Origin of the sequence: Paenibacillus sp. FSL E2-8871 (assembly GCF_038000345.1) — a bacterium.
Taxonomy (GTDB): Bacteria; Bacillota; Bacilli; order Paenibacillales; family Paenibacillaceae; genus Paenibacillus_AQ.
The window spans coordinates 3,378,522-3,400,054 of the sequence record NZ_JBBOBV010000001.1; the positions used below are offsets into that span (position 1 = coordinate 3,378,522).

A 21,533-nucleotide genomic window follows, 5' to 3' on the forward strand; every position below is an offset into this window, starting at 1 on the left:
TGTACAGTCTTTTGCTGACAAACTCAAAGAAGAGTCATCATCTTGACCTCTTGGGCTTTAATGACAACTCTTATTGAAACTTCCTTTACACACGCTGCTGCAAATATACCCTTGCTTCATAAGGACGAAGCTTGAAAGAACGAATATCCTGATCTTTTGACTGCGGGTAATTACTGATTAATAAATCCAGCTGATCTGGATCGAACCCCGCTGGCCATTCGAATTCAGGCTCTCTATCAAAAAAATTCAAAATAACCAACAATCGCTGATCCTCTAAAGTTCGGGTATACGCATAAATCTCAGTATGCTCTGCAAGCAGTAGCTCATATAATCCGTACACGATCACCTTGTGTTTTTTTCTTAACGCTATCAGCTGTTTATAGTAGTTGTAGATAGAATCCGGATCTTTAACCGCATTGCCAGCGTTAATCTCCATATGGTTGGAATTCACTTCAATCCAGGGCGTCCCTGTTGTAAAACCGCCTGCATGTCCATCGTCCCATTGCATTGGGGTACGGGCATTGTCCCGGCTTTTATGATGAATCGCAGACATAATCTGCTCTTCTGGAACACCGTTTTTTCGCTTTTCTTCATAATAATTAAGTGTCTCCACATCCCGGTATTCATCAATGGAATCGAAACAGACATTCGTCATACCGATTTCTTCTCCTTGATAAATGTAAGGAGTGCCTTCCAGCATATGAATGAAGGTCGCAAGCATTTTAGCCGAAGGAATCCGGTAAAAGAGATCGTTCCCGAACCGAGACACCGAACGAGGCTGATCATGGTTACATAAATAGTTCGCATTCCAGCCTCTCTCATGTAAAACTGTCTGCCAACTACTCATGATCTTTTTCAGTTCAAGTAGACTCCAGGGAACCACATCCCATTTCCCACTACCCGGCGAAGCGGCATCCAGAAACATATGTTCAAACTGAAAAGTCATATTCAGCTCCCGGCGTCCGTCACCTACATAATCCAGCGCCTGCTCTGGTCCGAGCCCCGAGGTCTCACCTACCGTCATAATATCGTAGAAATATAATACCTTATCGTATAGATTCTGTAGCAAGGTATGCACATCCTCCAGATTGGAGAACATACCATAGGCCCTTACAGTAGGTGTTCCGTTCGGGTTGTCTGCATCTGGATACCCTTTCGTCTTCACGATATGTGCAATCGCATCAAAACGAAATCCATCCACACCCTTCTTCAGCCACCACTCCACCATTTCATGCAGCTTATCAATGACCACAGGATTCTCCCAGTTCAGATCGGGCTGGTATTTGGAGTAAAGATGTAGATAATATTCATCCGTCCGCGGATCAAGCTCCCATACCGAGCCACTGAAATAAGACTCCCAGTTGTTCGGGGGGCCGCCATTTTTACCTTTTCGCCAAATATAATAGTCCCGTTTAGGATTGTCCTTCGACGACCTGGATTCTACAAACCAAGGATGCTCATGTGACGTGTGGTTCAGAACCAAATCCATCATCAGCTTCATTCCACGTGCGTGCAACTCCCTGAGCAACCGGTCAAAATCATCCATCGTACCGAATTCCTTCATAATGTCACAGTAATCACTGATATCATACCCGTTATCATGGTTAGGTGATTTATAAATAGGACAGACCCAGATCACATCTACACCTAGATCCTGTAAATAATCCAGTCTGGATATAATACCTTGCAAGTCTCCGATTCCATCTCCGTTACTGTCCATGAAGCTGATCGGATAAATCTGATACACGACGCTTTCTTTCCACCATTTGGGGTTCATAACTCGGTTACCTCCTATTTAGCTATATGTAGAGTTTAACCACACAGAGCCTAGTAGATAACAAATCCCCCCTACTTCCCTAATCCCTTTTGATATTGTGAAGGTGTAAGTCCAGTCCATTTTTTAAAAGTAGCACTAAAGTGACGCTCTTCACCGTACCCTACCAATTTTGCAACGGCGTACATCTTTAGATTTTGGCGGAGCAGCTTTTTCGCTTCTTCTACCCGGTATTGGTGCAAGTAATCGAGAAAATTCACACCAAGCTCCTGGCGGAAAAGTGAGCTTAAATAAGTATTAGAAACATAGGCTTCTTTCGCGACATACTCTAGTGTCAGATTGGTATTGTATTTATTGCGGATGATCTCCATAGCAGTGACTACTGTGCGATGTAGTGGACGATGTTTAGAAAAAGCCTCCACCACATTCTGCATGACCTTATTCAAAATCGTAGACAATTCTTCCAACGTCTCTATCTGTGGAGCCTGCTCCATCCAATTGACCAAATGCTGCTTCCATTCGAAGCCAGCGACTTGTTTTTCCTGCGCGAGTCTCTTTAATCGAACTACAAAAGCAGTTGCCCGGATATTCACTTCTTGCTTAAGACATCCCGGATTGCTACGAAAACGATCCAGCCATTTCTCCAGCAGGTCGAGTGCGAGCTCATTGCTCCCAGCCCCCACCGCCACAAGCATTTCATCCTCCAGCACATTTAATTCAGAATCATCTAAAATCCCGATTTCCTGTGGAGCGCCACCTATTACTCCCGTTCCTTCTGTATAGTAATAAACACCGCCTTTTCCGTTCAAAAATCGCGATTCCATCGCCTGAAGAGCTTCTTTATACGACAGATGCGCTTCAGAAATATCCGAACGACAGGAGCCAACGGCAATACTGATTGACAGTTTGAGATATTTCTCCAAATTACTCTGCAGCTTCTCAATCTGCTCTTTCAATTGGAGGGGGGCTCGGTAAGGCTTGCGAGAATCGGTTCCGGCTAATCCGCTGCCAATCCATAGCAAGTTATTGCCATCATGAAAAGTCTCTATTTTTCCTCTATAGATAGGAGACAAGGTCTCACTGATAATATTTAACGCTGCGTAGCGTAGAAGTACAAAATCCTTTCCTGTTCCTGTAGCGGAGGGTGGGTCAAAATCAAAGCTGACCAGACCAATTTGTGGTCCTTCAAAGCCAATCGCCATAGATAACTCTCCGATCAGCTCCTGTCGCCGTTCTAGCGGAACCGGGGGATGATAAATCCATTGAGACAGAACCTGGCTTTTGACAAGCGGTGCATTTTTATGCCAAGAACGATCTCTTTTAAGCTGTTCATCCTCCTGATATCGTTGTCTTTCAATAAGTTCCTTGGCCTTCAGTACCGTCTTCAGAATTTCCTCAGGTCGGCATGGCTTCAGCACATAATCAACAACACCCAGGGAGATCGCTTGCTTCGCATAAGAAAACTCGTTATATCCGGATAAAATAATCGACCGGAAGCCGTAACCTCTACGCCGTGCGACTTCAATCAGCTCGAGACCACCCATTTGTGGCATACGAATATCCGTTAACAAAAGATCGGGCTGTTCATTCTCCATCAAAGCCAGCGCTTCACTTCCGTTCCCCGCCTCACCCATGACCTCAATCTGATGTGACTTCCAATCAATCATATTCACAATGCCCTCACGGATCGTATCTTCGTCTTCAGCAATCAGCAGCTTCATCATTTATGGCCCCTCCACAGTGATATGAATAATAATACGTGTGCCTGCCCCTTCCACACTCTCTAGTTGTAAAGAGGCTCCTGCAAAAAATAAGGCCAGTCGTTCCTGCACATTCATGAGCGCAAATCCTGTGCGTCCAACATTGTCTTCCTCAGGTAAAGAATTTCCCCTTGCTAAACGTTGATGAAGCTCTAGAAGTCTATCTGCCGTGATCCCTGCACCATTATCCTGTACCTCAAGCACAATAGTCTTCTCTATACGGTAAGCTCGAACGGATATCAGCCCACTTCCAGACAGCGGCTCAATTCCGTGAATCACTGCGTTCTCGGCTAGTGGCTGCAGCAGCAGCTTTGGTACTGTGAAATCCTTGATACTCTCATCCAGAGAAATTTCGAATTCAAAACGCTCCTTAAAGCGATTTTTCTGCAGGAACAAGTAATTGGTCACCAGCTCCACTTCCTGCTCCAAAGTAAACGTATCCCGTCCATCATTTAAGCTCAGTCGGAACACTTGAGAGAGAGAATACACCATATCGGCAATTTCTTTATCTCCCTTCTTCTCAGCTTCCCAACAGATTGTATTTAACGTGTTATATAAAAAGTGAGGCCTGATTTGAGCTTGAAGCGTTTTCAACTCTGCCTCCTGTTGCTTCATTCTTGAGGCGTATACATCATTGATGAGCGATTTAATCCGCTGCACCATTAGATTATAACCATGCCCGAGTAAGCCGATCTCGTCATTTCCTTCAAAAAATACCCGCTGCGTGAAATCACCTGTCTGCAGTCTGCGCATCGAACGGGAAAGCTTTTTCAGTGGTTTCGTGATAGCAGCAGCTGCCAGCCAGGTAACCATTAGGCTAACTACTAAACACAGAACAGCAATCGTCATCGTGACCTGTAAAATTTGACCGAGCTCTTTAACAAGCTGCCGCTTGGAATGAGCCACCACCACATACCAGCCTGTCGTCTCCGACTGCAGATGCGACACAATCCACTGTTTATGATCCGCTGTAGATTCCAGCCTTTTTTTCACAGTCAGCTTAGGGTCGCTGTCCGCAAAATACGGAAGCTCCAGATCTCTTTTGCCAATCCAGCTCGGATTCGAAGCCGTAATAATCAGCCCATCCCGATCAATTACGAACATATCTACATCATCTTCAGCATTGTCGAGATATTGGCTCCCAATCTTCCCTGCATCCACACCGATCACAGCGAGTCCTGCCGGCTTTAAGGTGTAAATATTCATGATGATTCTGGAAAGCACAATCTTATGATAATGATCGCCTACAAAAATGCCGTCCGTCGGCCTGGAGAGTCCAAAGGTTGGGCTACCTGATGCTTTAATAGCTTCTTTATAATACGAGGTTTTGATAAAATCTGAGTACTTCATACCTGTCGTCAATCCTGCCTGATTCGCAGCAAAAGGCTCTGCTCCATTGTTATCGTCTAAAGAATACAGAATCAGCGATTGAATTGAATTGCCTGCAACCATAAGATTGGTAACGGTCTTAAATACAGAATTACGTTCCTTTTGTGCTTCAGACGATGCTAAGAGCCGCTGCACACTTTCATCCAGAAAGAGTGTATTCGAAAAAGAAATCATGCCTCGCACCATCTCATCGATCTGCTCTGCTGTTTTTTTGGTAAGATGATCCTGCGACTGTTTCATTTTCTCCACCACCTGCTGTGAAGAGATCTGATACGAGTTCCAGCCCATAGCGAATATGGTCACCAGAAGCAGGGGGACGAACCATAACAACAGCTTAAATTGGAGCGGAAGATGGCGATAACGGCTGACTAAGCGAAAGTTTCGATTCATGAGAACCACCTTCTTATATAATAGAAAGATGTGTAAAGCAAGTATAACTGAAATCATTACACCCTGAACCGGCTTTTTACATTCGCTAAAAAATGCCTACATCATTCTTAAATATGAACCATGTTTCTATTAGCCAGAAACTCTTAAGATGAGGATGCAAGCAAAAACGCCTTCGACGTCTCTTATAGACGGTCAGCGTTTATGCGAGAAATATAAGGATAATGTATAGCGTGAAACTTATACATTCTTATATTTCAAGAAGAAACGACGTTGTCGTCTTCCTTGATGGATAACAATCGTTTCTTCAAAATACATCATTCTAAAAGGTGGGTCTTTGATGAAAAGTAAAGGTATCAAGCTAATGCTTATGAGTCTAATGCTTCCAGCTCTGCTTGCAGGCTGCGGTGGCGGAAATAACAATGCGAAAGCTACAAACGCTCCTGTAAATGACAAAGCCGAAGCTACTGCCGAGGCCACAGCGAACGCACCAGCCGAAAAAATTACACTGAAGTTCTTCACCGCACTTGCGGATCGGGCAAACGGTTCAGGCAAGGTGGAGCAAGACATTATCGACGCTTATATGAAAGAGCATCCTAACGTCAAGATAGAAGTGGAAGCGCTTCAAGATGAACCTTATAAATCAAAAATCAAAGTATATGCTTCCAGTAATCAGATGCCTGATATCATTCAAGCTTGGGGTCAGCCTTCTTTCCTGAGTCCTCTGCTCGATAATGACTTACTGCTTGAACTGAACAGCGCTGACTTCGAAGGTGATCAGTTTGTTTCTGGTTCCATGGACGGCTTCAGCAAAGATGGCAAACTGTATGGATTGCCACGTAGTGCAGACTATATGGTTATGTTTTATAACAAGAAAATCTTTGCTGACAACGGCATCGAGGTTCCAAAGACTACCGCTGACTTGCTCGCAGCTGTCAAAACATTGCGTGCCAACAAGATTAACCCTATCGCTATGAACGGTATGGATGCATGGACGCTGCCAATCTGGTATGAGTTTGTTGCTCAACGTCAAAATGGTGATTTTAATAAGATGGATGAAGCTGTTGCTCGTAAAATATCCTTTAATGATCCTAGTCTTGTTGCAGCTGCAGCTGAAATGCAAGATTTCGCAAATGCTAAAGGTTTTGCCGACGGCTGGCTGACCGCCGATTACGGTGCAGCGCGTAACTTGTTCGGACAAGGACAAGCCGCTATGTTCTTTATGGGCGCTTGGGAGTCTGGCCTAGCTACAGATGTGAACTTCTCTGAAGAATTCCGTAATAATGTAGGCGCATTCGCTTTCCCTGGTTCAGATAAAGGTAAATCAACGGATGATGCTGCTTGGTACGGTGGTGGATATGCAGTAAGTAAGAACTCCAAGCATCCTGAAGCTGCTATTGATTTCTTGAAATATTTCTTCGCTCCTGAGAACTGGTCCAAGATGTTATGGCAAGCCGGCGCGGGTACACCTGCGCAAAAATTCGATGAATTCTTGACTGGTAATGAAACTCAACTCCAAAAAGAACTAGTCGATGTCTTCAGCTCGATGACCTCTTCTAGCGGAACTCCGCTACAGGATATTGGTAACGACGAGTTCAAGCAAAAGGTAATGGAGGCTCACCAAAGCCTGCTCTCCGGCGCTATGAATACAGCGGAATTCGCCAAAGCGCTTGACGCTGCGTCCGATAAATTGGCTGGTAAATAAGCTCTAACACTACTAAGAACATGAATCTTGACGCTTCTGAATTAGCATCATAAATAGTAGCGTACAAACCCCCGACTCCCCCAGAGGCCGGGGGTTTGTTGTTCGAGTATAAACGCCTTCGCCGTCAACGAATTTATCATTTCATAATTTAAAAAATGTGTACAATCATCTGAAATATACGGCATGTTCCAGGGTCTAGCTTCCCGTTACGATGGTAGTAGATAGATTACTCTTTCAAAGGACGGAGATTTCCATGCACAGAGTGTTAAGCGACAAAAAAGCGATATTTCTACTCATCGCACCCGGGTTATTCCTGTTTGCTTTTATGATTTGCATCCCTATCTTCATGAGCGCTTATTACGGCTCTACAGACTGGGGCGGAATCGGCAAGTACAATTTTATTGGCTTTGATAACTATCGCGAAATCCTATTTCATGACAAAGTATTCTGGACCTCGCTGGGCAATGCCCTGTTACTAACCGCTGCCACTGTATTCTTACAGCATCCCTTTGCTATTCTCATAGGGATATTCCTGACCAATTCCGGTAAATACGAAAAAATATTCCGGACGATCTTTTTTATCCCCGCGGTAATTTCTGTTGTAGTTACAGCCAAGCTGTGGAGCGGGATTTTCCATCCCAATTACGGATTGCTTAACAAGTTGCTTAGCGGCGTTGGGCTGGATTCACTCACACATGATTGGCTTGGAGATCCGAAGACAGCGATCTGGTGCATCATCATTGTTGTAATGTGGCAAGGTTTTGGATACGCACTGCTGCTATATTATTCAGGTCTGCAAGGCATTCCAAGTGATCTAAGCGAAGCCGCAAAGATCGATGGCGCGAACAACTATACCCTCTACACGCGCATCATCATACCGCTTCTTTCGCCTATGATGCGAGTTGCCATTATCATCGCGGTTACAACCTGTCTTAAGCAAATGGAAACCGTGTTCTTAATGACCAACGGTGGCCCGGCTAATAGCACGCAATTCTTAGGAAACTACCTTTACAAAACCGCCTTCTCCTCGTCGCTATACGGCTACGGTAATGCCATATCCATCCTATTCATTGTGTTCTGCCTTGTACTGACCGTAATACTCAACAAGGTTCTGAAGAAAGATATCGGAGAGTTTTAGAATCCCTGTAACCGGAGGAAATCATATGAATAATTCATTAGCACCTGCCGCTTCGCCCCTCAATCTGAAGCTTCATAAACAGAAGCGCAGTAAACCTACAACTGGCAAAATCCTAATGATGGTGTTTCTTTGTCTCATTGCTTTGATTCAGTTATTTCCGCTCATCTGGCTGATCGATTACTCCCTGCTAAAGAGTGGTGATTTTTTCGGAAGCTCTTTTCTGAAATGGCCATCCCCTCCGCAATGGGAGAATTATAGAAACGCTTTTACCTATGGGCGTGTACCACGCTATTTTGCCAACAGTCTTATCATTACAGTAATTACCGTTGCGCTGTCCGCACTAGTGTCACTGATGATGGGGTATGCGTTCACCCGTATGAAATGGAAGCTAAGTGGTATCGTGTTGTCACTTATCATGATGGGCATGATCATTCCCATTCACGCGACACTGCTGCCGAACTTTATTCTGTTTAACAAGCTCGGAATGCTGAACAATATGTACACACTGATTCTGCCTTATTCGGCTATTGTCATCCCAATGAGTGTACTCATCATGACTGGTTTTCTAGAGACCATCCCTCGTGCGATTGAAGAGTCGGCGGTTATCGATGGCTGCGGCATTTACGGTGTGATCTTCCGCATCATCTTCCCTATTACGAAACCCGCACTAGCTACCATCTGTGTACTCAATTTCATCAGCACATGGAATGAATTTATTATGGCGAACACCTTTCTCACCTCGGAGGATCTCAAAACCATTCCGTTCTCCATTATGAAATTCGCCGGAGAATATTCGTCCAACTACGGTGCTCAGTTCGCTGTTATGACGATCATTGCGATCCCAACCATCTTGATCTATCTGCTCTTCACAGAACAGATGACTAAGGGAATTACCGCTGGGGCGGTAAAGGGCTAACACAAAAAGCGTGGAGAACTCTAATAGAGTCCTGCACGCTTTTTTAATGCTGAAGAATCTATTTCTTTGTTGCCTAGCTTAATTGCTTTAAAACTATAGAAGCATTGACGTTTGCCTGAGTGCCTCCCGCCAATGTCTGTAAAGTAACTGCAGCAGCTGAACTATGATTTCTCAGCGTAAGAACATCGCCCGACGAGAGAGCGAGTATCGCCTGCCCATTAGTTTGCTGAGTGCCAGCACCTGAACCATATACCGTACCTGCAGCCTCGGCGCCATTTAAGAATAATGCGAATTGATTGGGTTCCACACCTGAAACTGAAAAATCAACCTCATAATTACCCGTATTAGTAACCGAGATTGTAGTGGTCCCAGGGGCATGTGTAATTCCAGGTGTTAGAAGTCCATTTGTATCAAAAGAGACATCCGCCTCTATTGGAACCACCTGAGCCCCTAAATTATAAACATACCCGAACTGAGCTATTCCGCCTGGGGCACCTGTAGCTCCAGTGGCTCCGGCGGGGCCCGTCGTTCCCGTGGCTCCCACTGCTCCAGCTGGACCCGTCGTCCCCGTGGCTCCCGCTACTCCTGCCGGACCCGTCGTTCCCGTGGCTCCGGCTACTCCTGTGGAACCCGTCGTTCCGGTGACTCCCGCTGCTCCAGCAGGCCCTGTCGTTCCCGTGGCTCCGGCTGCTCCGGCGGGGCCCGTCGTCCCCGTGACTCCCGCTACTCCGGTGGGGCCCGTTGCTCCCGTGACTCCTGCTACTCCAGCGGGACCCGTCGTCCCCGTGGCTCCGGCTGCTCCAGCTGGACCCGTCGTTCCAGTGACTCCTGCTACTCCAGCTGGACCAGTCGTTCCCGTGGCTCCGGCTACTCCGGCGGGGCCTGTCGTTCCCGTGACTCCAGCTGCTCCCGAAGGGCCCGTCGTTCCCGTCGTTCCCGTGGCTCCCGCTACTCCGGCGGGGCCCGTCGTTCCCGTAGCTCCGGCTACTCCCGCTGAGCCTGTCGTTCCTGTGGCTCCGGCAGGACCCACATCTCCCACGAGGCCCGTTGCTCCCGTGACTCCAGCTACTCCCGCGGGGCCTGTCGCTCCTGTGACTCCGGCTACTCCTGCCGCCCCCGTCGTTCCGGTGACTCCGGCTACTCCGGCGGGACCCGTCGTTCCCGTGGCTCCCACTGCTCCAGCTGGACCTGTAGTTCCCGTGGCTCCCACTGCTCCAGCTGGACCTGTAGTTCCCGTGGCTCCCACTGCTCCCGCTGGGCCCGTCGTTCCCGTGGCTCCCACTGCTCCAGCTGGACCTGTAGTTCCCGTGGCTCCCACTGCTCCCGCTGGGCCCGTCGTTCCCGTGACTCCAGCTACTCCAGCTGGACCCGTCGTTCCCGTGGCTCCGGCTATTCCCGCGGGGCCCGTCGCTCCCGTGGCTCCCGCTACTCCAGCGGAGCCCGTCGTTCCCGTGACTCCGGCTACTCCGGCGGGACCCGTCGTCCCCGTGGCTCCGGCTACTCCGGCCGGACCCGTCGTTCCCGTGACTCCAGCTACTCCGGCCGGACCCGTCGTTCCCGTGACTCCAGCTACTCCCGCGGGGCCCGTCGTTCCCGTGACTCCAGCTACTCCAGCTGGACCCGTCGTTCCCGTGGCTCCGGCTATTCCCGCGGGGCCCGTCGCTCCCGTGGCTCCCGCTACTCCAGCGGAGCCCGTCGTTCCCGTGACTCCGGCTACTCCGGCGGGACCCGTCGTCCCCGTGGCTCCGGCTACTCCGGCCGGACCCGTCGTTCCCGTGACTCCAGCTACTCCGGCCGGACCCGTCGTTCCCGTGACTCCAGCTACTCCCGCGGGGCCCGTCGTTCCCGTGACTCCAGCTACTCCAGCTGGACCCGTCGTTCCCGTGGCTCCGGCTATTCCCGCGGGGCCCGTCGCTCCCGTGGCTCCCGCTACTCCAGCGGAGCCCGTCGTTCCCGTGACTCCGGCTACTCCGGCGGGACCCGTCGTCCCCGTGGCTCCGGCTACTCCGGCGGGACCCGTCGTCCCCGTGGCTCCCGCTACTCCGGTGGGGCCCGTCGTCCCCGTGACTCCAGCTACTCCGGCCGGACCCGTCGTTCCTGTGACTCCAGCTACTCCGGTGGGGCCCGTCGTTCCCGTGACTCCAGCTACTCCCGCGGGGCCTGTCGCTCCCGTGACTCCGGCTACTCCTGCGGAGCCCGTCGTTCCAGTGACTCCAGCTACTCCCGCGGGGCCCATAGCTCCCGTGGCTCCGGCTACTCCAGCGGAGCCCGTCGTTCCCGTGGCTCCCGCTACTCCAGCGGGTCCGACATCTCCCGCGGGGCCTGTTGCTCCCGTGACTCCAGCTACTCCAGCTGGACCCGTCGTTCCCGTGGCTCCGGCTGCTCCGGCTATTCCCGCGGGCCCCGTCGTTCCCGTGGCTCCCACTGCTCCAGCTGGGCCTGTCGTTCCCGTGACTCCCACTGCTCCCGCGGGGCCTGTCGCTCCCGTGACTCCGGCTACTCCTGCGGGGCCCGTCGTTCCCGTGGCTCCGGCTACTCCGGCGGGACCCGTCGTCCCCGTGGCTCCCGCTACTCCCGCGGGCCCCGTCGTTCCCGTGGCTCCCACTGCTCCAGCTGGGCCTGTCGTTCCCGTGGCTCCCACTACTCCGACGGGACCTGTCGTTCCCGTGATTCCCGCTACTCCCGCGGGCCCCGTCGTTCCTGTGGCTCCAGCTGCTCCCGTGGAGCCTGTCGTTCCCGTGATTCCCGCTACTCCGGCGGGACCCGTCGTCCCCGTGTCTCCCGCTACTCCAGCGGGGCCCGTCGTTCCCGTGACTCCCACTACTCCCGCTGGGCCCGTCGTTCCCGTGGCTCCCACTGCTCCAGCGGGGCCCGTCGTTCCAGTGACTCCCACTACTCCCGCTGGGCCCGTCGCTCCCGTGGCTCCGGCTACTCCAGCGGAGCCCGTCGTTCCCGTGGCTCCCGCTACTCCAGCGGGTCCGACATCTCCCGCGGGGCCTGTTGCTCCCGTGACTCCAGCTACTCCAGCTGGCCCCGTCGTTCCGGTGGGTCCGGCTGCTCCGGCTATTCCCGCGGGGCCCGTCGTTCCCGTGATTCCCGCTACTCCGGCGGGGCCTGTCGTTCCCGTGGCTCCCACTGCTCCGGCGGAGCCCGTCGTTCCTGTGACTCCCGCTACTCCAACGGGACCTCTGACTCCGATAGGGCCCGTTGCTCCAGTGATGCCGCGGGTGCGATTATTAGCACATTTCTTTTTGATGATTTTTCGCTTACAACAATAGTTCTTTGAAGAACATTTTTTAACCAAATGATATTTTCTTTTTGACGGAGAATCATTTTTTTTGCAGCTTTTCTTAGATATGTGATTGGAATGGCCCATTTTTAGCACCTCCACGAAAACCTAATGTATACTACTCCAATTACCTATAGGAGAACATAGATATTCGTCTAGTAAGTGCCCTTTTATTTGTTATAAAAATAAACTTCTTCATTTGATTATCAGCATAGATTAAAAGACATACATGTACTTTTAATCTCCCTCTCAGAAAAATTAAACTCTCCTATTCCTAGCAATGCAATCCAGATTTACAGCCTCCAACATTCCCTTACTATCAACTCTTATTCCTCCAACATTTTATTGACATTAACTTTCAACTCGTATATGATCTCCTTAGGCAAAATCACAATGAATTAAATCAAAAATTTAATATATCCCGTAAAGGGGAGTAGCTGTTAAATAAAGTCGTCAATACGAGAATATGAGGATATTCTCCGGCTTTATTGGCAATTCAACATTGTTAGCGAGACCTTTACCAATCAGGTTAGACCTTTATTCCAAAGGCTAATCTGTTTGGTAAAGGTCTTTTTTATATAAAATTGGTTAAAATGGTAAGGTAAGTATCTTTTAGTAGATATTTGCATAAGAAAAGGGAGGACAACAGTAATGGATTGGGGATTATTATTAGAGTACGGCTGGGTATTACTAGTTCTTGTAGCACTTGAAGGACTACTAGCCGCAGATAACGCACTGGTATTGGCAATTATGGTTAAACACCTTCCTGATGAGGAAAGAAAAAAAGCACTATTCTACGGATTAGCCGGAGCCTTCGTGTTCCGCTTCGGTTCACTATTTGTCATCTCTTACCTGGTTGATATTTGGCAAGTACAAGCCATCGGCGCACTTTATTTACTGTTTATCGCGGGGAACCATATCTTCCGAAAACTATTAATCAAGAAGCCCGTTACGGATGAAGCAGCTGAAAGCGGTACGGACGGCGCAGTCAACAAAAAGAAATCCAGCTTTTGGTTTACTGTCTTTAAAGTAGAAGTTGCTGACATCGCCTTCGCGGTCGATTCCATCCTAGCCGCAGTTGCACTTGCGGTTGCACTACCTGCAAGTGGTCTTCCAAAAATCGGAGGCCTTGACGGTGGACAATTCCTCGTCATCTTTGCCGGAGGATTTATCGGATTGGTCATTATGCGTTTTGCGGCTTCCTTCTTCGTTAAGCTGCTGCACACCCGTCCAGGTCTTGAAATTGCAGCCTTCTTCATCGTAGGCTGGGTCGGCGTTAAGCTCGCAGTCATTACCTTGGCACACCCTTCACTTGGTGTTCTTTCCGAGGATTTCGCGCATAGTACCATTTGGAAGGTTACCTTCTATGTTGTACTCGTGCTCATCGCTGCAATCGGTTGGTTTATGAGCAGCAAGGTAGAAGAGAACGCTAACGAGAATCCAGTTAAAGAAGTAGATAAACAGCTCCATTAATTGTATTTGAATAGCAAAAACAAATATAACCCGAAAGACACACCCCTTCTGTAAAGGTGTTTGTCTTTCGGGTTGTTTTCTTTTATTCCCTATTTTGCTCCTCATACAGAAAAGCCTGCTTCCACCATCAAATGGGAAGTAGGCTCTGCATTATATATTTTTATTGACCTATAATCTGATCAGTCTTACCTTGCAGTTCCACTAGCTTCATAATCACCGTAGCCGCCAGCGCTTTCGTTACCGTCTGCTGCGGATTAAACTTGCCGTTGTCATCCTTTAGGATTCCCAATTTCACTACAAGAGCCACTGCACCCTTATTGTTTATAGATGCACTATCACTGAACTGACTTACCGTTACATCTTTATCAAGATAGGCTGTGAGTTTGTTGTATTTCAAAAAATTAGCCAGCTGAACAGCAAGCTGTTCCCGGGTTAACTTACTATCAATTTGCAGGCTTTGATCCTTGTTGATCCACTTACGATCTGCTGCATAAGTAACAACATCATAATATGAATTCTCAGGCTTCACACCTGCCACAGTTTTCCGTTCATTATTAGCAATATAACTGCTGAAATTCGGATTAGAAGCCTTGGCAAGATAGGTTAACCAATCGCCAACTGTTATTTCTTGATCTGGGTTTACTTTACCATCGGCATCCGGAGTAATCACATGATATTTTACTAATTCTGATAAGGGTTGTTCTGCTGCATGACCTTTGATATCCGTTGCAGATATTTGAGCATCTTGCTGACCGAGGTAATCATAGACCGCTACCCATTTTCCAGTGGCTGCATCTAAAACCTGATATAATCCATTAGATTCATCAAAAGTTGTATCATATACCAGCTTCACCTTTGGCGCGGCATAGCTATTATAACTATAGTATCCACCAACCTGAGTATACTTCAGCTTAGTCTGATATTTAGGTTTATAACTTTCGAGCGCTTCCTTCTTGGAAATTGTTGCATCAGGAGATAATGTGATTTCATCGATACCGTTTATCCGATTCCCCATGTAAGAAATCAGTCTGCCGTAAAGATCCAAGCTAACCGTAAGGGTACTGTCACTCACAGGAATGCCTTGATGATATCTAATAAACTGATATCTAAATCCTGATCCGTCTGAAGTAACGTTTGAGTTATCTCCATATTCTACAAGCTTTAGCTTCTGACTCGCCTGAGGATATAGGCTATTTATTATACTAAGTGCTTTAGTCTTAGCTTCGGCCTCACTAAGCTTCTTCCCTCCAGCAGGGGCTGCCTCTTCCTTCTTCTTATCCTGAGCAGCACCATAAGCTTGAACCTGGTACTGTAATATTTCACCGGTCTTTGCATCGATCTCGGCAGAGGATTGTTCTGGAAAGCCAGCCCCAATGTAGCGTTCATTTCCACTAGCCCCACCCCAGTATAACTGCCAGATCTTCCGATCTGTATCCTGATAGTCATTTCTCAAGCTTTGGGAGATCAATTTACGATCTGCTGGAATATATGCAACCTTCTTTACAAGCTGTTCCGCTTCTTTTGAAGTAAGTTCTGTAGTAGAGCTTCTTGCTTGAAAGACATCCTTACTCTTTGCTACATCTGAATACACGACTGCGGTGGATACGGATTCTTTTCCTTCATAATCTATTCTCTTGCCTGTCAATGCATCGATAGGATATAGAGACTGATCCACTGGGCGCCAGCCTAGAATCCAGTTGTTAGGTTTTCCGTTCTTATAAGTAGGAATGTAAAAAAGGCCTACATCAAACTGTTCCGCAAATTGCTTCTGTGCTTGCTCCAAGGTAATCTTCGGCTGTGCAGATGGATACTCAAGCCCTTGAGAAAACTTAGAGAATTGAATTACATTACCGTTGCCATCCACGGCTATATTAATGTTATCCGATCCAGAAGGAAGACCATTCTTCATGACACTGAAGTAATAGCTGTATTGAACAGGACCGAATAAAGAGTTCGAAAAATAATTATAACCAGCATTCTCATTTAATTGCAGATCACTGCTCTTAACCGATGAGGCTGCCTTAGTCACAAAAGCCTTGGCGATCTCCAGTGCCTGAGTCTGCGATACTTTCGGTGGATAATAGGATTCGTTATTCTCACGAGGGTATGAAATATACGTACTGATGATATCTCCATTAATGGCATCTACCTCACTGCTAAAGCCATATCCCATACTCCCCTCTTGAATCTGCCACTGAATATTCCAGATCATTTGATTTGCTGGAGGGGGGTAGCTTTGATTAGATCCCAGTTGTACATTGTTTACCGTTGCATCTTTTAGGGATGGGAATAATTCTTTTAGCTTCGCAATCGCTTGCTCCTGCGTGAATTTCACTTTTGTAAGATCTGCCTCAGAGTTCGTTGTAGTCACCGGCGCTTGTGTGCTAACCTGTGTTACCGTAGTGTTGCTACTAACAGATGTAGAATCGGCTGCGGCCAAGCCAGGGGGTAATAATAACGCGAGCGCCACTGAAGTAATCAATACCGTTTTAGCTGTCTGATGAACAAAGTGAGTGTTATTGCTTTTCAAAAGAATTCATCCTCCTCTAACACGTGATTCATAACATTATACAGATAATTACTTATATTTTCCATATTTAATTAACGACAGGAAATTACAAGGTTTATGTAATGCACCCTATATAAGCTATAATGGTAGGCAGCTACAGCTTCAACTCATCTATGAAAGGGGGCCATTCACATTACTGATTGGAACCTTCAGCCGCTTATAGACGGTATTACTGGCCTAGAAATTCGCAGTTGTCTAATCATTCAACATGGAAAACCTATACTGGAGCATTATCGCGAGCCAGAAATCGCTAAGGAGCTAGGTAAAATTAACTCATGCACCAAAAGCGTGCTCGCCGCCTTAGTCAGCATAGCCATAGATAAACAAATGGTTCCACCACCGGATACACCCATTTCTCTATTTTTCCCTTCATTAAAAGAGGATCAAGATCCACGAAAAAGAGAGATCACTATCCGTCACTTATTAACGATGACCGCAGGCTTTAACTGGACAGAATTTGGGGGGCAAAATTCCTTTCCGACTATGACTAGAACCGCAGACTGGATAAAGTTTGTGCTCGCCCAGCCGCTATCTCATAAGCCAGGCACTGAGATGAACTATAACTCCGGCTGCTCCCAGATTTTATCCGCTATCCTGCGTGAATGTTCTGGACAAGACGTTGCAGCATTTGCTGAAGATCAGCTATTTCAGCCGCTTGGCATCGAAAGCTATCGCTGGGACAGTGATCCACAAGGCATACATACTGGTGGGTTTGGCCTTTATATGATGCCTGAGGATATGCTGAAATTTGGTCTCCTTTATTTGCAAGAAGGGCGCTGGAAGGATCAACAGCTCATTCATTCGGGTACTGTTCAGAAGTCCACTCGCCCCTATGTCGCAGCCACGCTACCACAGAAGGGCTTCTACGGATGGCACTGGTGGGTATCATCATTCAATGCAGGTACGGAGCAGCAGCCAAAGGAGATCCCTTATTATTTTGCGCTTGGCTTCATGGGCCAGCATATTATTGTGGTTCCATCCTATGAGCTGGTTGCAGTCATTACTGCGGATAAATACAAGAAAGGCTCACCAGCTAATGTGTTCGGCCGATTTATCGTGCCAGCGCTTCTTGGGCAATAACGACAGGGGGATACCGCACACTCCCATTATGAAAGAAGGAAGCCGGGTTGCAATGACCCGGCTTCCTTCTTCAATTTATTCAGCTTCGATACAACGAAGCTCAAGTCGTTAATTTTGCATACACAGCAAAAAATAACACCATTTCTCCAATGATCAGGTAATTGGGTATAAGGAACAACAAATCTACTGCGAAAAAAACTCCAAGTATACCTAATAATAACGCCAAATGAAATATCCCTAACCGTTGCTGTATACGTCTATATTTATGGAAGACCAGTGAGGTAGAGAAGAAGTAGAGCAGGACCGATCCAAAAATAAAACATACCATAAATGTGTAATTTAATTGTTCTAAAAATAGCAGTTGGATTGAAGCTGCAATCATGCTTAAGGATACATAAATAAATAAATGCCCATAAATTATAGTTTGCCCGGCAGTCTCTATGGTTTTGTCCACTTTCTTTTCAACATTATCAAAGTATTGCCACCACATAGCTATAATTAATAGAAAAGTTAATAATGCAAATAAAATAGATTGCCACGTCCAGTGGCTAGACTGTAAGACTGCAAGTATACTGACCACTGATTCGCCAAGTAGAATGAGGGTAAACAACGAGAAACGTTCTAATAAATGATGAGTGTTTATCGGGCTTTTCACCAAGTATCTCCGACCGATTAATGGAAGCAAAATGTCTATAGTAATTCCTGTATACAAAACTACATAACGTATCCAAGAGTCAAAGAAAAGTGATAAAGCAGAGATCACTAATCCAATCCAAAAACGACTTCCCAGATAACGGGCAGTGTCCTTTCTATCAGCTGCTTCATTCTTATTTACCGTAAGATATTGAATGGCAGTCATAGCTCTTAAGCCAACATAACCGATTAGAAATGGCATATAGTATTGATCAAAGTTAACCGATAAGCTGGCCGTCATTATTAATACAAAAAATAATTGTAGAATCAGAAATATTCGGTGTGAAAAGATGTCCTGTCCAAACCGATTTACAAAAAGCGATTGTCCCACCCAGGCCCACCAGATCGGAATGAATATTAAGATAAATTTAGATAAATATTCAAGTGGAATTGTACCCGCCTCTACATGCAACAAGACATGACTCGCTTTTGAAACTGCAGCTACAAAAAGCAGATCATAAAATAGTTCCAGCCAGGTAACTTTCTTCTCAGCAAAGGATGCTGTGCCGTGCTCAAATCCCGATGTGCGCTTATTCATCGTTTTACTCCCTTAGTTTGGATGTGTATCCAATACAGTTTATCGAATACTTATCCATCTTAACCGAATTGATATACTAATTTGAAGCCCCTTTGTTTCCACTCTAAAATCACACAAAAAAAGCTCCCCCTTGCCTAAAATCGACAAAGGAAAGCTATAGTTAAATCTCCAACTACATTTAATTCCGCCACTTCATAAACTTGTAATCAAGATAATCAACAAGTAAGAAGAGGACAAACCCCACCAAGCTGAACAGCATAATTCCCGCATACATCTCCGGATAATCCAGTCTTAACCAAGCATCCATAATGAAGAAGCCCATGCCATGCTCAGTTCCATAAATCTCCGTGAAAAAGAGTACAGATATCGCTGTTCCCAGTGAAATACGAATCGTACTCAGAATGACCGACAGTGCACCTGGCAGTGTCACATGCCAGAATTTCTGCACTGTACTTGCCCCTATACTCGTTAAGACATCATAGGTATTCTCAGGAATAGCCTTCACACCATCCCTAACGGAGATAATAATCTGGAACAAGAGAATCAGCATGATCATTAAGATTTTGGACGTTTCACCAAGCCCGAAGAATAGCATCACAACGGGAAGCAGGGCGATTTTGGGAACAGGATAGGTCAAGTAGACCACAGGGTCAAGCAGCTTATTCCAGGTCAGCGAACGTCCCATCAGAAGACCAATGAGCAGTCCAATGATTAACGCCAGCACTACCCCTGCAAAAATTCTGAACAAGCTATATCCTACATTTAAAGCAATTTCCTGCCCACCTAAGTGAAACATAGCGTTATATACAGCGAATGGACTCGGCAAAATCGAATGATTCATAAGCAAATAGGCAATATACCAAACCACATTCATACAAAAGAACACAAACAACAGTCTTATTATGTGATGAATCCGATTTTTTCTCACCATATCTCCTGCATTACCTTTCTGATTCGCTTAGTCTGCTCAAAGAAATCTACACTGTCCCGCTTATCTTCATGCTTCATCTGAAACACTAATTGATTATCGATCATTTCCGGAGCTTCTTTTTTATTAGACGGCATAACAATAATTTTCTGCCCCAGCAGAATAGCTTCTTCCACATCATGGGTAACAAATAAGGTAGTCGCCGGATGCGCTGACCAGTTATCCAAAAAGAGAATCTGCAGCGTTTCCCTAGTAATCGCATCCAGTGCGGAGAATGGCTCGTCCAGCAGTAAAATAGTGGGCAAAATGGCGAACGCTCTGGCGATTGCCACTCTTTGCTGCTGTCCTCCACTAAGAGAAAGAGGATAACGATCAGCTAAATCATAGATTCCCATCGATGACAGCCACTGATTAATCTGATTCTCCCGTTCTTGCTTGGATGTGCTCGCAGTATGCGAGATTTTCATCGCGATTTGAATATTATCATGTACAGTCTTCCATGGAAGAAGCCCGTAGTTTTGCGGTACCAGGCCGATCAGATTTTCTTTATCATGCACGGATTTTTCATTAAAAACAATTTGCCCCATATAGCTTGGCAGCAAGCCCGCAATCGCCCGTAATAAAGTTGATTTTCCGCTGCCAGAGGGTCCGATGATCGTGTAAATCCCATGCTCCGGTAAAGATAGATCCATCTTTCCTAAGGCCAGTTGACCTGTCTTGTACTCTACTTTAAGACCCTTAATGACGAGTCCCTTATTTTTTGAATTGGACATCAGAAATCACATCTTCAGCCGAGATATTTTTGCTAAGCAAACCTTTTTCCCGTGCCCATGCAAATGCGGCTTCTACTTCTTTCACATCCACTTGATTGGCAGGGACATAATCAGGTACCTTGATCTCATCTTTCAACGTTTCTGGATAACCAACTTCTTTGATCACAAGATCGATATATTCGGATTGATCATGAGATTTCATATACGCTACAGCCTCGTCATAAGCAGCATACATGTTGCGAATCGCATCTTCCTTAGCATCAATAGCGGTTTGTGGAAAAGCCAATACAAATGGATTCACTCCCGCTATATGCGTGGAGCTAAGCACGCGCAAGCCTGAAGCTTTACCCATAGTTACAAATGGTTCCGGCAAAATAGCTGCATCCGCCTTATTGTTCTTAAGCAATTCTAAACGGGTAGGGATTTGTGGAACCTCAGTTACCGTAATATCATCTTCCGTTAAACCCGCTTGTTTCAGCATCATCGCCACAGTATATTGTGTGGAAGTATTTTTGGACAAAATCACAGTTTTGCCTTTCAGATCCTTCACATCTTGGATGGCGTCATTCCCAGTCAATAAATCGAATTCACCAAAAGTTGTGCTAGTGATCTTCACATCCAGCCCGGCTTCATTGTAGATAGAAATCGCAACCAAATCAGCACTGATCCCCTCTAACTTGCCTGCTTGAAAGGCGACATCACGGTCTTTTGCACTCTTAAACGTTTGGATATCTAGGTTCACTCCATGCTTCTTATCAAAACCTTGCTCATGAGCAATTACAAAAGGAATCGCATCAATCGAAGGCAGTAAGCCAAGCGACAAAGTAACAGCTTCTTTTGAGGCCTCTGCTGCGTTACCCTCTGTCGATGCTGTATTCGTGTTATTCTTTGAACCACAACCTACTGCAAGTACAGCGACGACAACGACCATCATCGACAACATCAACATTCTTTTTAATGCTTTTTTCTTCATAAAACTCTCCTACCTCCATTAATCTTTCTATAGTAGACATGCCCCTATTCTTTGCAATCTGCAAAAGAGCATGCAAAAAGCCCTTAAGCTGTTCCAGGACGCTTCAGGTATTGTAATTTTACATCAGTCATCACAGCTTGTATATTCA

General features: G+C 46.6%; 14 protein-coding genes. 5 read left to right on the forward strand and 9 right to left on the reverse strand.

From position 1 onward, the window contains the following. Positions 1 to 85: 85 nt before the first annotated feature. The 3 genes from NYE25_RS15445 to NYE25_RS15455 form a co-directional block, all read right to left on the reverse strand. Positions 86 to 1,777 carry a glycoside hydrolase family 13 protein gene (locus NYE25_RS15445; protein WP_341146313.1) on the reverse strand — a complete coding sequence of 564 codons (1,692 nt, stop codon included), beginning with the start codon at positions 1,775 to 1,777 and terminating at the stop codon, positions 86 to 88. Between the two features lie 71 nt (positions 1,778 to 1,848). Then, positions 1,849 to 3,498 carry a response regulator gene (locus NYE25_RS15450; protein WP_341146314.1) on the reverse strand — a complete coding sequence of 550 codons (1,650 nt, stop codon included), beginning with the start codon at positions 3,496 to 3,498 and terminating at the stop codon, positions 1,849 to 1,851. Continuing rightward, on the reverse strand, positions 3,499 to 5,313 hold the full coding sequence (locus NYE25_RS15455; protein WP_341146315.1) for a sensor histidine kinase: 1,815 nt from the start codon (positions 5,311 to 5,313) through the stop codon (positions 3,499 to 3,501). It lies immediately after the preceding gene. Between the two features lie 337 nt (positions 5,314 to 5,650). On the opposite strand from NYE25_RS15455, the gene NYE25_RS15460 reads away from it, so the two are divergent. The 3 genes from NYE25_RS15460 to NYE25_RS15470 all read left to right on the forward strand — a co-directional run bounded on the left by NYE25_RS15460 (position 5,651) and on the right by NYE25_RS15470 (position 9,069). Continuing rightward, positions 5,651 to 7,015, forward strand: a complete 1,365-nt coding sequence (locus tag NYE25_RS15460; RefSeq protein ID WP_341146316.1) for an ABC transporter substrate-binding protein — start codon at positions 5,651 to 5,653, stop codon at positions 7,013 to 7,015. 253 nt (positions 7,016 to 7,268) lie between these two features. Beyond that, on the forward strand, positions 7,269 to 8,153 hold the full coding sequence (locus tag NYE25_RS15465; RefSeq protein ID WP_042130723.1) for a carbohydrate ABC transporter permease: 885 nt from the start codon (positions 7,269 to 7,271) through the stop codon (positions 8,151 to 8,153). A gap of 25 nt (positions 8,154 to 8,178) precedes the next feature. Beyond that, positions 8,179 to 9,069: a carbohydrate ABC transporter permease gene (locus NYE25_RS15470; protein ID WP_081393202.1), complete on the forward strand. Its 891-nt coding sequence runs from the start codon at positions 8,179 to 8,181 to the stop codon at positions 9,067 to 9,069. Positions 9,070 to 9,142: 73 nt separating this feature from the next. Here NYE25_RS15470 and NYE25_RS15475 read toward each other — a convergent pair whose 3' ends face one another. Further along, a complete protein-coding gene (locus NYE25_RS15475; protein ID WP_341146317.1) occupies positions 9,143 to 12,445 on the reverse strand; it encodes a beta strand repeat-containing protein in 3,303 nt (1,100 codons plus the stop codon). Positions 12,446 to 13,009: 564 nt separating this feature from the next. Here NYE25_RS15475 and NYE25_RS15480 point away from each other — a divergent pair. Further along, positions 13,010 to 13,831 carry a TerC family protein gene (locus tag NYE25_RS15480; RefSeq protein ID WP_042191342.1) on the forward strand — a complete coding sequence of 274 codons (822 nt, stop codon included), beginning with the start codon at positions 13,010 to 13,012 and terminating at the stop codon, positions 13,829 to 13,831. A 160-nt stretch (positions 13,832 to 13,991) separates the two neighbouring features. Here NYE25_RS15480 and NYE25_RS15485 read toward each other — a convergent pair whose 3' ends face one another. Beyond that, complete coding sequence (locus NYE25_RS15485) at positions 13,992 to 16,361, reverse strand: YcdB/YcdC domain-containing protein (protein WP_341146318.1); 2,370 nt, start codon at positions 16,359 to 16,361, stop codon at positions 13,992 to 13,994. A gap of 171 nt (positions 16,362 to 16,532) precedes the next feature. Here NYE25_RS15485 and NYE25_RS15490 point away from each other — a divergent pair, with 171 nt between their 5' ends. Beyond that, the gene (locus NYE25_RS15490) at positions 16,533 to 17,480 is read left to right on the forward strand and encodes a serine hydrolase domain-containing protein (protein WP_341060289.1); all 948 of its coding nucleotides are present in this window, start codon (positions 16,533 to 16,535) and stop codon (positions 17,478 to 17,480) included. A 100-nt stretch (positions 17,481 to 17,580) separates the two neighbouring features. Here the strand turns inward: NYE25_RS15490 and NYE25_RS15495 are convergent, their stop codons facing one another. From NYE25_RS15495 to NYE25_RS15510, 4 genes are all read right to left on the reverse strand, one after another. Next, positions 17,581 to 18,711 carry a low temperature requirement protein A gene (locus tag NYE25_RS15495; protein ID WP_341146319.1) on the reverse strand — a complete coding sequence of 377 codons (1,131 nt, stop codon included), beginning with the start codon at positions 18,709 to 18,711 and terminating at the stop codon, positions 17,581 to 17,583. A gap of 178 nt (positions 18,712 to 18,889) precedes the next feature. Further along, complete coding sequence (locus NYE25_RS15500; protein ID WP_042191349.1) at positions 18,890 to 19,642, reverse strand: ABC transporter permease; 753 nt, start codon at positions 19,640 to 19,642, stop codon at positions 18,890 to 18,892. Next, positions 19,636 to 20,412, reverse strand: coding sequence for an ABC transporter ATP-binding protein (locus tag NYE25_RS15505; RefSeq protein ID WP_341059623.1), 777 nt, complete (start codon positions 20,410 to 20,412; stop codon positions 19,636 to 19,638). The genes NYE25_RS15500 and NYE25_RS15505 overlap by 7 nt, the downstream gene beginning before the upstream one ends. Then, complete coding sequence (locus tag NYE25_RS15510) at positions 20,393 to 21,385, reverse strand: ABC transporter substrate-binding protein (RefSeq protein ID WP_341146320.1); 993 nt, start codon at positions 21,383 to 21,385, stop codon at positions 20,393 to 20,395. Before NYE25_RS15510 ends, NYE25_RS15505 begins: the two co-directional genes overlap by 20 nt. Between the last annotated feature and the right edge of the window lie 148 nt (positions 21,386 to 21,533).